Origin of the sequence: Afipia sp. GAS231 (genome assembly GCF_900103365.1) — a bacterium.
Classification (GTDB): domain Bacteria; phylum Pseudomonadota; class Alphaproteobacteria; order Rhizobiales; family Xanthobacteraceae; genus Bradyrhizobium.
Genome location: NZ_LT629703.1, coordinates 5,987,048 through 6,002,247, shown reverse-complemented (window position 1 = coordinate 6,002,247; position 15,200 = coordinate 5,987,048). Strand labels below are relative to the sequence as shown.

The 15,200-nt window shown below is 63.9% G+C and carries 12 protein-coding genes; 5 read left to right on the top strand and 7 right to left on the bottom strand.

The genetic code is table 11. From position 1 onward, the window contains the following. Positions 1 to 95 precede the first annotated feature (95 nt). Positions 96 to 854, top strand: coding sequence for a GntR family transcriptional regulator (locus BLS26_RS28415; protein WP_092518721.1), 759 nt, complete (start codon positions 96 to 98; stop codon positions 852 to 854). A gap of 97 nt (positions 855 to 951) precedes the next feature. On the opposite strand, the gene BLS26_RS28410 is transcribed toward BLS26_RS28415, so the two are convergent. Continuing rightward, entirely contained in the window at positions 952 to 1,368 is a 417-nt protein-coding gene (locus BLS26_RS28410; protein ID WP_092515823.1) for a hypothetical protein, read from the bottom strand. A 154-nt stretch (positions 1,369 to 1,522) separates the two neighbouring features. On the opposite strand from BLS26_RS28410, the gene BLS26_RS28405 reads away from it, so the two are divergent. Together BLS26_RS28405 and BLS26_RS28400 are read left to right on the top strand one after the other, a co-directional pair. Then, positions 1,523 to 2,764, top strand: coding sequence for an amidohydrolase family protein (locus BLS26_RS28405; RefSeq protein ID WP_092515822.1), 1,242 nt, complete (start codon positions 1,523 to 1,525; stop codon positions 2,762 to 2,764). 83 nt (positions 2,765 to 2,847) lie between these two features. Further along, entirely contained in the window at positions 2,848 to 4,062 is a 1,215-nt protein-coding gene (locus tag BLS26_RS28400) for a mandelate racemase/muconate lactonizing enzyme family protein (RefSeq protein ID WP_092518719.1), read from the top strand. Positions 4,063 to 4,218: 156 nt separating this feature from the next. Here BLS26_RS28400 and BLS26_RS28395 read toward each other — a convergent pair whose 3' ends face one another. The 4 genes from BLS26_RS28395 to BLS26_RS28380 all read right to left on the bottom strand — a co-directional run bounded on the left by BLS26_RS28395 (position 4,219) and on the right by BLS26_RS28380 (position 10,722). After that, the gene (locus BLS26_RS28395) at positions 4,219 to 5,445 is read right to left on the bottom strand and encodes an ABC transporter substrate-binding protein (protein WP_092518717.1); all 1,227 of its coding nucleotides are present in this window, start codon (positions 5,443 to 5,445) and stop codon (positions 4,219 to 4,221) included. Between the two features lie 230 nt (positions 5,446 to 5,675). Then, complete coding sequence (locus tag BLS26_RS28390) at positions 5,676 to 7,718, bottom strand: hydantoinase/oxoprolinase family protein (protein ID WP_092515821.1); 2,043 nt, start codon at positions 7,716 to 7,718, stop codon at positions 5,676 to 5,678. A 2-nt stretch (positions 7,719 to 7,720) separates the two neighbouring features. Continuing rightward, the gene (locus BLS26_RS28385; protein WP_092515820.1) at positions 7,721 to 9,385 is read right to left on the bottom strand and encodes a hydantoinase B/oxoprolinase family protein; all 1,665 of its coding nucleotides are present in this window, start codon (positions 9,383 to 9,385) and stop codon (positions 7,721 to 7,723) included. Between the two features lie 23 nt (positions 9,386 to 9,408). Beyond that, positions 9,409 to 10,722 (bottom strand): aspartate aminotransferase family protein, encoded by a 1,314-nt coding sequence (locus BLS26_RS28380; RefSeq protein WP_092518715.1) that lies wholly within the window; start codon positions 10,720 to 10,722, stop codon positions 9,409 to 9,411. 184 nt (positions 10,723 to 10,906) lie between these two features. Between BLS26_RS28380 and BLS26_RS28375 the strand changes: the two genes are divergently transcribed. Further along, a complete protein-coding gene (locus BLS26_RS28375; protein ID WP_092515819.1) occupies positions 10,907 to 11,692 on the top strand; it encodes an IclR family transcriptional regulator in 786 nt (261 codons plus the stop codon). 33 nt (positions 11,693 to 11,725) lie between these two features. On the opposite strand, the gene BLS26_RS28370 is transcribed toward BLS26_RS28375, so the two are convergent. Together BLS26_RS28370 and BLS26_RS28365 are read right to left on the bottom strand one after the other, a co-directional pair. Further along, complete coding sequence (locus BLS26_RS28370; RefSeq protein ID WP_092515818.1) at positions 11,726 to 12,961, bottom strand: MFS transporter; 1,236 nt, start codon at positions 12,959 to 12,961, stop codon at positions 11,726 to 11,728. Between the two features lie 204 nt (positions 12,962 to 13,165). Further along, the gene (locus BLS26_RS28365) at positions 13,166 to 14,011 is read right to left on the bottom strand and encodes a CmcJ/NvfI family oxidoreductase (protein WP_092515817.1); all 846 of its coding nucleotides are present in this window, start codon (positions 14,009 to 14,011) and stop codon (positions 13,166 to 13,168) included. 285 nt (positions 14,012 to 14,296) lie between these two features. Here BLS26_RS28365 and BLS26_RS28360 point away from each other — a divergent pair, with 285 nt between their 5' ends. Further along, positions 14,297 to 15,076 carry an SDR family oxidoreductase gene (locus BLS26_RS28360; RefSeq protein WP_092515816.1) on the top strand — a complete coding sequence of 260 codons (780 nt, stop codon included), beginning with the start codon at positions 14,297 to 14,299 and terminating at the stop codon, positions 15,074 to 15,076. The last annotated feature ends 124 nt before the right edge of the window (positions 15,077 to 15,200 follow it).

Genomic DNA, 15,200 nt, shown 5'->3' with positions numbered 1-15,200 from the left:
CTTCGGTTCAACCTGCATGCAATTGAGGCGCTCAATTGTTGGCCAATTATGATATCAGATGGCCATTCGAAGCACTTCCCTTCAGGATTCGCCCGATGGCGCCTCGTCCAGGCAGTAAGACCGCAGAATCGTCCGACAAGGTCAGCGTGATCTGCCGCGCGCTTCGCCGCGCCATTATCGAGCAGGCGTTGGCGCCCGGCGCGAAATTGCCGGAGGATTCGCTCGGCGAACGTTTTGGCGTCAGCCGCACCATCGCCCGCCATGCGCTGGGACAACTCGCGGCAGAAGGCCTGGTCGAGCTACGCCGCAACCGGATCGCCGTGGTGGCGACACCGAGCTGGCAGGACGCCCGCGACGCCTTCGACATCCGCATCGAACTCGAACGCCTGGTGGTGCGCCAGCTCGCCGGCAAGCTGACCAAGGCGCAGGTCGCCGAACTCACCGCCCATGTCGATGCCGAGGATGGCGCCCGTGGCGGCACCGACGCGGTTTCGATCCGGCTCGCGACCGAATTTCACATCCTGCTCGCCCATATGACGAACAGCCCGATTCTCGTGCGTTACGTCAGCGAAGTCGCCTATCGCTGCTGCCTCACTCTGTCCTTGTACAGCCGTCCGCATTCCACCGAATGCGCGATCAACGAACATCGCGCCATCATCGCGGCGCTGGTCAAGGGCGACGAGAGCAAGGTGATGGGCCTGATGCACAGCCATCTGGATTCGGTGGCGACGAGGGCGCTGGTAGCTCCCACCCCGCAGCGCGGCCGCGATTTGCTGGATATTCTGGCGCCGTACGCCGAAGAGGGCGAGAGCGCGCGGGTGGTGAAAATGTCGAAGGTGGTGAGGGCGCGCTAACCGTCATTGCGAGCGAAGCGAAGCAATCCATCTCACGGCGCAAAGAAAGAATGGATTGCTTCGTCGCTTCGCTCCTCGCAATGACGATAACGCAAAGCTAAGCCTCAATCCCTCGCTTCACCAGAATCCGCTCGGCGCTGTCGTTCCAGACGTCCATCTTCACGATCTGCCCGCCTTTCACCACGAAGCGATCGACATAGCGGTTGCCTTCGAACGGCGTGCCGTCGATCCATTCGCCGTAGAGCGTGCCGATGCTGTAGACCACAGTCTCGTCCACGCCCGGGCAGACGTCGAAGCGATCCATCTTTTTCTTGACCCAGCGATAGCGGGCCGCGTTGAAGCCGGTCGGGCCGCGCGGATGATCGAATTCGCGGCCGCCGGTGAAGGTGATGATGGTGCCCGGCTTCATATAGGCCGCGGCGGCATCCGGATCCGGGATCATCGACGCCGTCAGATAGGCTTCCACCACCTCGGCATCAGACATGGCTTTCTCGGCTTTGGCGGCAACGGACATGTGACTCTCCCAAGGATACGAAATACTACAATCAGTCCGCCAAATTGCATGCACATTTTTTGAACAGTTTAGCCTCCAAACTGCACACAATCTGGAGCTGTCCGTTCCCTGCGCTTCGGCTAGGCTGAAGGTCTGCTCCAGCCCGCCCGGACCCATGAACGCGAAAACGGCCTTCGACCTGATCTTCCGCAATGCCCGGACGCGGACCTCGCCCACCCCGGTCGATATCGGCGTCTCCGGCGGCCGGATCGCCGCCATCGAACCAAAACTCGCCTGCGAGGCTGTCGAGATCGAGGTCGGCGGGAAACTGGTGCTGCCCGGCTTCGTCGACACCCATATTCATCTCGACAAGGCCTGCCTGCTCGGCCGCTGCGGGCACGACCACTCGACCGTCTCCGAGGCCATTGCCGCGGTCGCGGCGATGAAGCGCGATTTCACGGTGGAAGACGTCTATGCGCGCGGCGCCCGCGTGATCGAGCGCGCCATCGTGCACGGCACCACGCGGATGCGCACCCATGTGGAAATCGATCCGCGCATCGCGCTGCGCGGCTTCGAGGCGGTCAAGGCGCTGAAGCGGGACTATGCCTGGGCCATTGACCTCTCGATCTGCGTGTTTCCGCAGGAAGGACTCACCAACGATCCCGGCGCCGAGGAACTGCTGATCGCAGCATTGCGCGACGGCGGCGAGGCGATCGGCGGCTGTCCCTATATGGACACCGACCCGAACGCGCAGATCGAAAGACTGTTCGACCTGGCGCAACAGTTCGACGTCGATGTCGACCTGCATCTCGACTTCGATCTCGATCCGTCGTGGTGGCACATGGAAGAAGTCTGCCGGCAGACCGAACGTCGCAACTATCACGGCCGGGTCGCGATCGGCCACGCCACCAAACTGTCGGCGCTGCCGCCGGAAAGCCTGAAGGCCGCGACCGCGCGGCTGGCGCAATCGGGCGTCGCCGTCACCGTGCTGCCGGCGACCGATCTCTATCTGATGGGACGCGACGCTACCCATAATTCACCACGCGGGCTGACGGTGGCACACAAGCTCGTCGAAAACGGCGTGCTGTGTTCGGTCGCGACCAACAATGTGCTCAATCCGTTCACGCCGTTCGGCGATGGGTCGCTGCTGCGGATGGCGAACTTCTACGCCAATGTCGCGCATGCCGGGGTCAGCGAGTTCGACGCCTGCCTCGACCTCGTTACGGAGCTACCGGCGCGCCTGATGAACCTGCGCGACTACGGCATCGCGCCGGGCAATCCGGCCGATCTGATCGTGCTCGATACCGACTCTGGCGCCAACGCGATCGCGGAAATGCCGGACATGCTGATGGGCTTCAAGAACGGCCGCCAGGTTTTTGCGCGGCCACGGCCGACGCTGTTTCCGCCGCAGGTTTAGGGACGCGCCTCCGCCCGATTGACGCGCCCGCCGATCCCTGTTTGTTATCTGCCAAAGACAACAACAAGATCGGGCAGGAAACCATGGCCAAGGCGTCCCAAATCAGAAGCGTCGAAACGCTCGCCTGCGACGCCGGCTGGCGCAACTACCACTTCGTCAAGATCATGACCGAAGACGGCATCGTCGGCTGGAGCGAATATGACGAGGGCTTTGGCGCGCCCGGCGTGACGGCGGCGATCGAGCGGCTTGCGGCGCGCGTGGTCGGCAAGAATGCGTTCCAGCATGAACGGATTTACGCCGAACTGTTTTCCGCGACGCGGCCTGCCGCCGGCGGCGTGGTGGCGCTGGCGCTCGGCGCCATCGAGAACGCGCTGCTCGACGTCAAGGCCAAGGCGCTCGGCGTGCCCTGCTACGACCTGCTCGGCGGCAAGATCCGCGACAGGATCAGAGTCTACTGGTCGCATTGCGCGACCTGGCGCATCAACCATCCCGACTGGTTCAAGCCGGCGATCACCGATCTCGACGGCGTCAAGGGAATCGGCCGCGAGGTGCGCGAAAAGAAATTCACCGCGATGAAGACCAACATCTTCGTCTACACCGACGGCAAGCCGCAGGGCTGGCGCCCCGGCTTCGGCTCGCCGTTCGAGCCCGAGATCAATGTCGATCGCACGGTGCTGCGAAATCTCTGCATGCATCTCGAAGCGATCCGTGACGGCGCCGGACCCGATGTCGACCTGCTGCTCGACCTCAACTTCAACGCCAAGACCGAGGGCTATCTCAAGATCCTGCGCGCCATCAAGGATATGGACATGTTCTGGGTCGAGATCGACACCTTCAACCCGCAGGCGCTGGGTTACATCCGCCGCCAGAGCCCGCACCCGATTTCTTCCTGCGAGACGCTGTTGGGCCTGCGCGAATTCCTGCCCTACTTCAACGAACAGGCGATGGACGTCGCCATCATCGACACACCGTGGAACGGGGTCTGGCAATCGATGAAGATCGCTGCCGCCGCCGAGCATTTCGAGGTCAACGTCGCACCGCATAATTTCTACGGCCACCTCTGCACCATGCAGAACGCACATTTCTCGGCGACGGTGCCTAATCTGCGCATCATGGAAACCGATATCGATCGGCTGGCGTGGGACCACGAACTGTTCACGCATGTGCCAGAGATCGTCGACGGCCACCTCATCATCCCGGATCGGCCGGGTTGGGGCACCGAACCGAACGAGGAAGGCCTGCGCGCCCATCCGCCGAAGAACAAGGGCGGGCTGTTGAATTACGGGCAGAAGAAGTAGCTGGGCTAAACCTCGCCCCGCCTGCGGGGAGAGGTCGGATCGCAAAGCGATCCGGGTGAGGGGGTACAGGTCTCTCGATGGTCTCTGCTCGCTGAGAGATGCCCCTCACCCCACCCCCCTCCCCGCAAGAGCGGGGCGAGGGGGAAGCACCACCGCTCAATTATCCCCGGGGCTCGCCGCGAACGCGCTTTCGATTACGTCGCCGATCGGCTGCCACGCGGTGCCGTCGAATTGCACCAGCCGCATCTGTTCGATCGGGCGAAAGTCCGCCGGCCCGGTGTTGATCGCAATGCCCGGCAGCGCGACCGGGCTCTGGTAGTTCTGCAATGACGCCGCCTGCTTCATGATGTTCTCGCGCGACAGGTCGTCGCCGCACTGGGTCAGCACCTGCAACAGGGTTTCGGCCGCGGCATAGCCGAAGATGGCGTAGCTGTCGTCCTTGTCGCCATCGGGATAATATTTGTCCATGAAGGCGAGCCACGCCTTGATGGCGGGATCTTCCTTCCAGGTGGTATCGCCGGTGTCCTTCAAGAACGAGGTCGAGATCACGCCGATGGCGTTCTCGAGGCCGGCCGGCCGCAGCGCGTTGGCGATCGAAGCCGCCGCATTGACCAGCAGCAGCACCGGATGCCAGTCGAGCTCGGCTGCGCGGCGGATGGCGCGCGCCGAGATCGGCGGTGCGCAGTTGAGCACCAGCACCTCGGCGCCGGACGCCTTGAGGATATCGACCTGGGCGTCAACAGACATGTCCGCCTCGATGGCGATATCCGCCACGATGTGGTTGGCGGTGACCCCGAGCCCCTCCTGCAATCCCTTGAACAGATCGCGGCCGAACTGGTCGTTCTGCCAGAGTACCGCGATCTTGCTGTCGGCATAGGAAGCCTGGATGTAGTTGGCGTAGATCCGCCCTTCGGACCGGAACGTCGGCTGCCAGCCCATCGTCCAGGGAAATTTCTTCGGATGCGCCCACTCCTCATCGCCGGAGGCGACAAAGAGCTGGGGGATATTCTTCTCATTGAGATATTTGCGCGTCGCCAGATTGCCGGGCGTGCCGAACGAGCCGAACATCACGAGCACGTTCTGCTCCTCGACCAGCTTCTTTGTCTCCTCGAGCGCTGTCACCGGGTTGGAACTGTCGTCGCGGGTGATGAACGTGATCTTGCGCCCGTTGATGCCGCCGCGCTCGTTGACCATGTTGAAATAGGCGGCCTCCGCCCGTCCGATCGCCGCAAACGCCGTCAGCGGCCCGGTATAGGGCATGATGTTGCCGATCCGGATTTCAGTGTCGGTGACCCCGGCGGCCGCGGCCGGCGGCAGGGGCGACGCCAGGATCACGGCGGCGACAACGGCTGACGTTAGTCCGGTTTTTCTTATGATTTGCATCAACATGGCCTCGAACGCCAAGCTAACGGAAGCGAGTGACGCCTAACCCAGCAGGCGGGAGGATAGCGCCGAAAATGGGGTTGTTGAAATCAAATGTTGAGTCGCAATCGTCATACCCGCACGCGGGACTCGTAGGGTGGGCAAAGGCGCGCTCGCGCCGTGCCCACCATTTAAATTCGCCGCACCCAATGGTGGGCACTCTTCGCTTTGTCCACCCTACGGGCCACATATCATCGCAACGCAATATCCAGCCACCCCAGCGGGTTCACCGTGACACGGTCGCCGGTGTCGACCAGCACCGTCGTGGTCTCGGCCTCGATGATCGCGGGGCCCGCCAAGGTGTGCCCGGGCTTGAGGTCATCCAGCGCATAGACCGGCACCTCGCGCCAGCAGCCGAAGAAGGCCTGCCGTTGGCCACGCGGCGTACAGGTTCCGGACGACGATGCGGGCCTGGTATCCTGCCCGCGTTGTGCGACTTCGCCGACAGCCGCGACGCGGGCGTTGACGAACACGACCTCCTGGCCGCGCGAGGCGTAGGTGTAGAGTTCCTCGTGCTTGACGTGAAAGCGCTCCTCGATCTCTTCGACGAGATTTGCCGCGTTCCAGTCCAGCCCATCGAGCGACACGTCGATCTCAAAAATCTGCTCGCCATAGCGCATCTCGGCGGAGCGCTCGATCGCGATCGGACCATCGAACCATGAACGAAGCCGGCCGGCGGCCTGCTGCTCCAGCTCGGCAAACAGCGCGCGGACTTCGCCCGCGGTGATACGCGGGCCCGCGCCATAATGGGTGCGGCTGACTTCGTAGCGGAGATCGCTGGTCAGCATGCCCCAGGCCGACAGCACCGACGCAACCGTCGGCACGATGATGCGCTTGATCTCGAGTTCGCGCGCCACTTCGGCTGCGTGCAACCCTGCGGCGCCACCAAAACTGAGCAGCGCGAATTTTCGCGGGTCGACGCCGCGGCGCAAGGTCATCAGGCGGATGCCGTCGGCCATCTTCAGATTGATCATGCGGTAGATGCCGGCGGCGGCCTCCTGCCGCGACAGTTCCAGCGCGGCGGCGACGCGATCGATCGCGGCTTCCGAGGCCGCACGGTCGAGCGGACGTTTGCCGCCCATGAACGCGGCCGCATCGAGATAGCCGAGCACGACATTGGCGTCGGTGACGGTCGCAGCCAATCCGCCGTTGCCGTAGCACGCCGGCCCCGGCACCGAGCCCGCGCTTTCCGGGCCAACTCGCAATGTCTTGCCGGCATCGACGCTGGCGATCGAGCCGCCACCGGCCGCGATGCTGGCGATATCGAGGCTGCGCAGCGCGATGCGCTGGCCGGCGAGCATACCATCGGCGGACAGCGAGGCTTGTCCGCCCGAGATCAGCGAAATATCGGTGCTGGTGCCGCCCATGTCGAACGGCACCAGATCGGGAATCCCGACCAGTTCCGCACAGCGCCGGCCACCGGACATGCCGCCGGCGGGACCCGACAGCACGGTGCCGGCAGCGAGCCGCGAGGCCTCCTCCACCGGCGCCATGCCACCATGCGACAGCACCACGAACAGCGAGCCCTTGAAGCCGGCTTCGGTGAGTCGCTGCTCGAGACTGGTCAGGTAGCGCCGCACGATCGGCTCGACATAGGCGTTCACGATCGTGGTCGAGACGCGCTCATATTCCTTGATCTGCGGCAGTACGTCGCTGGAGCGCGATACGCCGATGCCGGGCAGCGCCTGCGCCAGCCGTTTGACTGCGTCGGATTCGTGCGCAGGATTGATGTAGGCGTGCAGAAAACACACCGCGACCGAGGTCGCGCCTGACTTCATGATGCCGGCAATGGCGTCATCGACGGATTTCGCATCCAGCGGAATCGAAACCTCGCCGTTGGCCCTGAGCCGTTCGCGAATGCCGAAGCGCAATTCGCGCGGCACCAGCGGCTCCGGCGGCGGCGAGCGCAGATCGTAGCGGTCGGGCTTGAGGCCTTCGCGCATTTCGATGACGTCGCGATGGCCTTCGGTGGTAAGCAGCGCGACCTTGGCGCCCTTGCGCTCCAGCAGCGCATTGGTCGCCACCGTCGTGCCGTGAACCAGGCGATCGGTCGCAGCCAGCATGTCCGCGCGCGTGACGTTCAGGCGCCGCGCCAGTTCTTCCAGCCCCGCCATCACACCGATCGATTGATCTGATGGTGTGGACGGTGATTTCGCGAATACGGTCCGCCCGGTTTCATCCGTGGCCACCAGATCGGTGTAGGTGCCGCCGACGTCAACGCCAATTCTGTACATGGTTAGCTACGCTGCTCCGCCGGTGCGTCAACAAGACCCTGTTCGCGATCGCGCTGCCGCGCCTCGGCCGAACGTTTCGACGGTGGCCCCCAGCCGCCACCACCCGAGGAGCGAATTTCCAGACAATCGCCCGGATGCAGTTCGATGCCGACTTCCTTGGTGCGCAACACGCGCGGCTCGCGTCCCTCGGACAGCAGGCGGTAGCGATGCGGCTTGCCGTCCTCGCCGCCGAGCATGCCGCAGGGACCATGGCGCGCACCGTCGCCGGCGGTGTTGCCCTTCGCAGGCTTTTCCGTCTCCAGCACCAGATCAAGCGAGACGCCAAGGCCGCCGCGAAACTGGCCGTCGCCGCCGGAGCCCTCGCGAAATTCATGCTGACGGAAATGCAGGGGAAAGCGGGTTTCGGCGACTTCGATGCTGCCGAATTTCAGGCCGCCGACCGAATGCCACTCGCCGATCGACGACCAGCCGTCGCCACCCGACGACGCGCCGCCGCCGGGACGCGCCTGGAACAGATGCCAGATAAAATTCTTGCCGGTGCGCGGGTCTTCGCCCTGGATCGCGATCCGGAACCGGCGGCTCCAGCCGGCCATCGCGCGTTCCGGACAGGAAGCCGACATCGCCTTGACGATCGCCTCGACGATTTCGTTGGAAGGATGGCTGGTGCACAGCGTCACCGGCCGGCCGGGATCGGCCCAGACGATGGTGCCCTGTTTGGCGATCACCTTGAGCGGACGCAGCGCGCCGGTGTTCTTCGGAATTTCGGCGTCGATCAGATAGGCAAAGGCCATCGCGACCGCGGCCTGCATGTTGGCATGCGAGGAATTGACGAAGCTGGTCGACTGCGGATCGGAGCCGGACAGATCGACCTCGATGTCGCTGCCCTTCTTGGTCACTTTCGCCGCAATCCGGATATCGCTGCGGCCATGGCCGTCGTCGTCGAGAAACGCCTCGCCGTGGAATACGCCGTCCTTCCAAGTCGAGACCACGGCGCGGGTCTGCTGTTCGGTCGTGTCCAGAATGGCTTCGATCGCGGCTTCGACCACCGGCGCGCCGAATTCGTTGAACAATTTCGATACGCGCCGCTCGCCCAACTGCGCCGCGCCCAGCATCGCGGCGAGATCGCCGCGAAATTCCCGGGGGTTGCGAACGTTGAGCGCAAGCATGTCGAGCAGGTCGTCGCGCGGCTTGCCGGCTTCGTGGAGTTTGATCGGCGGAATCCGCAGGCCTTCCTGAAATATCTCGGTAGCCGCCGGGTTATAGGCGCCATGGGTGCCGCCGCCGATATCGCTCTGATGCGCGCGTACGATGGTCCAGAGCAGCCGCCTTTCGCCGGCGAAGACCGGCACGAATACGGTGAGGTCAGGCAGATGGCTGCCGCCATGATAGGGATCGTTGAGCAGGAAGACGTCGCCGGGCTTGACGTCCTTGAACCGCTCCTCGACCGCGATCGTCGCCCACGGCAGCGCGCCGACGTGAACCGGAAGGTGGTCGGCCTGCGCGATCAGGCGCGCATCTGTGTCGCAGATCGCCAGCGAGAAATCGCGGCTCGAATTGAGGATCTGCGAATAGGAGGTGCGAAGCATCGCCTCGCCCATCTCTTTCACAATCGAACTGAGCCGGTGCTGGACGACGGATCGCGTGATGGGATCGATCTTGGCGGACATGGTACCCGTTTTCTTGGTGTTGCTCAGAGTGATGCGACTTCCGCCAACGCGCCGGATGCCGCCTCGACGATTGCTTCGATATCGGCGTCCGTCATCGGGGTCGACAATGCCATCAGTCCGTAACCCGCGGCCAGCACCCCGCGATTGAGCAGGCCGCGGTTGAAAACCGCCTGGCGCTTGGCTTCCTCGTCGGTCAGATAGGCCGAGCGGTAATCGCGGATCGGCCGGTCGGCGAAGTGAATCTTCAGGAGCGAACCGAGGCCGACGGTGCGGCCGGGAACGCCGTGGCGGCGAAACGCCGCATCGATGCCGGAACGCACCGCCTCGCCCATCGCATCGAGCCGCGTGAAGGTCGCATCGTCCAGCAGCTCCATCGCGGCGATGCCGGCGCGCATCGTCACCGGATTGGCGGAGAACGTGCCGCCGTGCGGCAGCGCGGGCTTACCGGGGCGCGGATCGAACACGGCCATGAATTCCTTGTGGCCACAGATCGCGCCGACCGGAAAGCCGCCGCCGATGATCTTGCCGAGCGTGGTCAAATCCGGATCGATGTTCCAGATCCCCTGCGCGCCGCGATAGCCGAGGCGAAAGGTGATGACTTCGTCGAAGATCAGGAGCGCGCCGACCTCGCGCGTGACTTCTCGCAGCGCGTCCAGATAGGCCTGATCGGCCGGCGCCAGACCGGCGCGGTTCGGCATCGGATCGACCAGCACGCAGGCGAGCTCGGGACCATGCTCGCGGATCAGGCTGACCGCGGCTTCCGCATCGTTGAAGGGAATGGTGATGACGTCAGCCAGCACGTTGTCGGGCGTGCCCTTGGCATAGGCGACCGATACCGGCGCGTTGCGGCCCCAGGCTTCCGGGGTCGGATCGAGGCTGACCTCGGCATAGTCATAGGAGCCGTGATAGGCGCCCTCGCACTTGGCGATCTTTGGCCGGCCGGTATGCGCGCGCGCCGCCTTCAGTGCCATCATCACGGCCTCGGTGCCGGAATTGGCAAAGCGCACCTGATCGACCGACGGCAGTCGCGCCGCCAGCAGTTCGGCGAGATCGACTTCGGATTCGGTCGGCAGGCCGAACGCCGATCCCAGTGCGAGCTGTTGTGTCGCGGCCTTGACCAAGGCGGGATGGGCGTGGCCGTGAATCTGCGAGGTGAAGTTGTTGATGCAGTCGATATAGACATTGCCGTCGAGGTCCCAGACCCGGCAGCCCTCGCCGCGCGCGGCATAGATCGGATAGGGCTTCATGAACACGGTGGTGCGGGTATTGCCGCCCGGCAGGCTCGCCAGCGCCCGGTCGTACATTTTTTGTGACGATGAATTCGGGTCCGGATACATGCCTGCTTCCATCTTCCCGTTGCGTTGTCGGACCGCGTCTCCGAGCGAGGCGCTTGACATCTCTTGACAGTCGTTCCGTTTTTCGGAACAATGTTCCGTAATATGTTTAAACTAACCGTCGTCCCGTTCCCGAGTCAAGCCATCGGTGAGCGCGACGGCATTTCGATCATGCCGGGTCAACCCGATGAAGATGAATGAAGACAACGACGGCGGCCCGCTCGATCGCTACACGCAGGTCCTCGAACTGCTGGCCGCATTTCCGGGCGCACTGACCCTTGCCGACGTTGCTGCGTTGCTGGAATTGCCGAAAACCACCGCACACCGCTTGCTGAAAGGACTCGTGCGCGCCGGCCTGGCGAAGGACGGTGTCGGAGGCCGCGCCTATCATCTTGGTGATCGCCTGATCCGTCTGCTTCATGCCGGCGCCGACGATGGATGGCTCACAGCACTTGCCGGCCCGTACGTGCACCGGCTGACCGAGACTTCGACCGAGACCTGCTACCTGACGCGACTGATCGGCGCGCGTGTCGTCGTCGCCGTCTCTCATTCGCCGGACGCACGCTGGCGCGGCTATGTGCAGCCCGGACTCGAAATGCCGATCAATGCTTCGGCTACGGCGAAGGCCATCATGGCCTACCAGGACGAAGCGTTGTTGGCGGAAGCCCTGTCGCACGATCTTCCGGTGCTGACCTCCAATACCCGCAACGACCGCGAATGGGTCGAGCAAGAACTCGACGAAGTCCGGCGCCGCGGCTACGCCACCTGCATCGGCGAAATCGACGAGGGGTTGGCCGCGATCTCGGTCCCGATCGTGTTGTCGAACGGCGCGGTGTTCCACTCCATCGGAATGACCGGACCGCTGCAGCGGATCATGGGCGAGCAATTGCCCGATCGGCTTGCGGCACTGAACGATACGGCCGCGGCTTTGGGCAAGGTTCTCTCGATTGGAGAGCGGATCAGGACGCGATGATGCCGTCCGCGCCGGACGACGGTCCGCGCCGGATCAGGTGTAGACGAGAAACACGATGGTTCCGATCAACAGCGTCGCCGCCATGTACAGCAGCACGGCGGGCAACCCATAGACCGCCGCGACCACGCCGGTGCTCGATTGCATCAGCGCGGCGCCGAGGAAGAACGCCAGGTTGATCGCCGACAGCGCCTTCCCGGTATTTTGCGCGTCGACCATCTGCCGTGTCATCCCGTATAACAACGGCTGTGCCGATACCGATATCCCGATCAGCACGAACAGCACGGCGTCATATTGCGCCGGCATCACCGCGACCCCGAACAGGTCCGAGACCGGAAAATGCGGTGCGCCCGCCGCCATCAAGGCCAACGCCAGCACGGCGACGAGATGCGCCGCCGCCAGTACCTCGCGCCGATGGCCGATATTGCGGTCGAGAATGCCGATCAAAAGCGGCCCCACGATCAGCGCCAGCGTGAACAGGCCGAGCTCGTTACCGGCCTCGATGCGGCTCAGCCCCTTGATCTGCATCAGCCACGGCCCGCCCCACAGCCCGCGCAGCACCAGCGAGGCCGCCAGCGACACCAGCGCTACCGCGATCAGGCCGCGGAGCCGACGCGACAATCCGAGCCGGATCACTTCGGTCATTTGCTTGAGCGGCGACGAGCGATCGGCATGTGCGGCCTGTTGCCGCGGCACCAGCGCGAACACCGCGAGCGCCACCACCACGCCGAAACCGGCCGAGATCCAGAAACCCGCCCGCCATCCCCAGTGATCGACGACGAAGGCCAGCGGGCTCGACGACAGCAGCATGCCGATATTGCCGATCGACAGGATCACGCCGGACCACAGCCCGAACCGCGTCGCCGACATGCTCTTCGCCGCCAAGGTCATCGGGCACATCAGCATGCCTGAGGTGGCGACGCCGAGCAGGAACTGTCCGAACAGAAAGCTCTCCGGCCCGGTGGCGAGGCCCGAAGCCAGCGCACCGAACACCGTCCCGATCAGAAGGCTCAGCGACACCGGCCGGACGCCAAAACGGTCCATCGCGGCGCCGACCGGAATTTGCGAGGCGGCAAAGGCGAAATGATAGATCGAGGTCAGGCTGCCGAGCTTCTGCGGCGAGGTGCCGAAGTCTGCAGCCATCACGTCGAGGCTGATCGCCGGAATCGTGCGCAGCAGCGTCGACAGCATGTGACCGGAGGCCAACGCCAACAGGGCAAATACCAGGGCGCGGAAGCTGATACCCACGTTTTCGCCCGCGCCGCCATCCATGAACCGTCTCGCCCCGACTATCGTTCGGGGCGGCGTAACATCAATGCGCGGGGAATGCCATTCCCGGTCTCGTCTCGCCCGCTATGCAGGGCGAGACGATCACGTCAATCGTGTTCAGAGGCTTATCGGAGAATCAGAACCGGGCTCTTTTGTTTTGACGCGTTTTCTTTACGCGAACCGGCGTCCACTTCGCTCGAAACCGCTTTAGTTCTTGTGGAACACCAGCGTCCGCAGTTCGATGCTCTCGCGCGGCGGCGCATCGGCCGGCGTGGTGGGATCGATGAATGCTGTATGCGGCCCGAACCGGGTGCGGCCGTCCGTCGCGGAATCGTAGCACTTGAGCAGCAGCGCTTCGTCGGGCGTCATCTCGGGAACGTAGAACCAACGATGACCGGGATTGTATTTGACCGAATAGGTCTCGCCGCGCCGGTTCGGATAGATCAGGTCGGAAGCGACGAGATCGCCTGGCGCCAAGGTTTGACCGTCCAGCATCGCAAGCGGCGCATCGCGCAGCGGCCCACGGATCGGCCGCCACAGGTTGATGACCTGCACCCGCCCCTTCAGCAGTTCCTCGGCCTCGTCAGGCAGATGTTCGCGAACGCGGTTCGCCCCCGACAGTTCGGTCTGATCGACATGGACCCTGGTCGCCGGCTGTCGCGGACCTGCACCACGAACATCGGCCGAGCCCTCTACCCGCTTGCGAACGGTGTGGTCGAAGATCAAGACCCGGTCCGCCTTCAAACTCGCCTTGAGGAAAGCTTCGACGGCGGGATAGTAGACGCCGGTAACCTCCTTATCGTCATAGAAATTCCTGACCACGGTTGGATGCCGCACCAGGGCAAAGCCTTCACGGTCGAGCGAAATGCTGTCCGCGATCGCGCGCGCATCGAAAATCGGAACCCGGTGGGATTCGGGCAACGCCGTGGATTTTGCTTCGCCCGGCGGCGGATCGAACGCGTAGGTTCGCGGCTTTCCCGGAGTTGGCGCGAGATAGTTGAGTTCGGCGGTAACGAACGGCAGCGACTCGATTTTTGCTTGTTGAAGGCCCATGGCAATCTCCTGGACTCTATTGTTGGTTGATCTGATTTTGGCTGCCCCGCTCCGCCCGGCAAGCCTGCGGCGGAAATAGCAACGTTGCCGCTTCGCCGGGCCGGAAACGGGAAATATCCTTGTCGGCGGGATGGCCTGTTCCGGATGGATATTCCGGCTTCACGGGTTCGTTAGACGGCAACAGCCCGGCGCGAGGGTTGAGCCCCTGCGAGCCATCACAACCAGCGCGACGGGTTTCACTCGCGCTCCGCCTATCGTACGCTCCGCATACAGGGAGAGAAAAACATGCAAATAACCATGAAAGGCCGCGTCGCCGTCATTACCGGCGGCAGCAAGGGCCTCGGACTGGCGATGGCGCGGCGGTTTGCGGAGTCCGGCGCCAAGGTCGCGATCCTGGCGCGGCGCGCAGCGGAATTGAAGGCGGCGCGGGAAGAACTCGCCAGGGACGGTCTCACCGTCCGCGACTATGTCTGCGACGTCTCGAAAGCCTCGGATATTGCCAAGGCCCACGACAAGATCACCGCGGACCTCGGCGGCATCGACATCCTCGTCAACAATGCCGGTACCGCGCGCACGGTGGCGTTCGAGAACATCACCGACGAAGCCTGGCAGGAAGATCTCGACCTCAAACTATTCGCCGCCATCCGCTTCAGCCGGCTGGTCTGGCCGGGCATGAAGGCGCGCAAATGGGGCCGCATCATCAACGTGCTGAACACGTTTGCGAAGGCCCCTGCGGCGTCCTCGGCCCCGACCTCAGTGTCCCGGGCGGCCGGCATGGCGCTCACCAAGGTGATGGCGAACGAGGGCGGCGAGCACAATATTCTCGTCAATGCGATGCTGGTCGGCCTGATCATGAGCGATCAGTGGGTACAGCGGCACGCCAAGACGGCGCCGGACATGGATTTTGAAGTGTTCGCCCAAGGCCTCGCCAAGGGCACGCCCCTGGGGCGGATCGGCACCGCTGAGGAGTTCGCGAATCTCGCGTGTCTTCTGGCTTCGGATCAGGGCTCGTACATCACGGGCACGGCCATCAATGTCGATGGCGGACGCTCGCCGGTGGTTTAGACCGGGGCTTCATCCTTCGAGACGCCTGCTGCGCAGGCTCCTCAGGATGAGGTCTTCCATTGGCCTCATGGTGAGGAGCGCGGCAACGCCGCGCGTCTCGAACCATGATGCAGGGACAGCAGCC

What these genes read in the sequence shown, in the direction of transcription:
- BLS26_RS28410 (WP_092515823.1), bottom strand. Translation starts at nt 1,368, where the DNA reads ATGTCCGTTGCCGCCAAAGCCGAGAAAGCCATGTCTGATGCCGAGGTG.
- BLS26_RS28370 (WP_092515818.1), bottom strand. Translation starts at nt 12,961, where the DNA reads ATGGATGGCGGCGCGGGCGAAAACGTGGGTATCAGCTTCCGCGCCCTG.
- BLS26_RS28375 (WP_092515819.1), top strand. Translation starts at nt 10,907, where the DNA reads ATGAAGATGAATGAAGACAACGACGGCGGCCCGCTCGATCGCTACACG.
- BLS26_RS28385 (WP_092515820.1), bottom strand. Translation starts at nt 9,385, where the DNA reads ATGTCCGCCAAGATCGATCCCATCACGCGATCCGTCGTCCAGCACCGG.
- BLS26_RS28390 (WP_092515821.1), bottom strand. Translation starts at nt 7,718, where the DNA reads ATGTACAGAATTGGCGTTGACGTCGGCGGCACCTACACCGATCTGGTG.
- BLS26_RS28380 (WP_092518715.1), bottom strand. Translation starts at nt 10,722, where the DNA reads ATGTATCCGGACCCGAATTCATCGTCACAAAAAATGTACGACCGGGCG.
- BLS26_RS28365 (WP_092515817.1), bottom strand. Translation starts at nt 14,011, where the DNA reads ATGGGCCTTCAACAAGCAAAAATCGAGTCGCTGCCGTTCGTTACCGCC.
- BLS26_RS28415 (WP_092518721.1), top strand. Translation starts at nt 96, where the DNA reads ATGGCGCCTCGTCCAGGCAGTAAGACCGCAGAATCGTCCGACAAGGTC.
- BLS26_RS28360 (WP_092515816.1), top strand. Translation starts at nt 14,297, where the DNA reads ATGCAAATAACCATGAAAGGCCGCGTCGCCGTCATTACCGGCGGCAGC.
- BLS26_RS28405 (WP_092515822.1), top strand. Translation starts at nt 1,523, where the DNA reads ATGAACGCGAAAACGGCCTTCGACCTGATCTTCCGCAATGCCCGGACG.
- BLS26_RS28395 (WP_092518717.1), bottom strand. Translation starts at nt 5,445, where the DNA reads ATGCAAATCATAAGAAAAACCGGACTAACGTCAGCCGTTGTCGCCGCC.
- BLS26_RS28400 (WP_092518719.1), top strand. Translation starts at nt 2,848, where the DNA reads ATGGCCAAGGCGTCCCAAATCAGAAGCGTCGAAACGCTCGCCTGCGAC.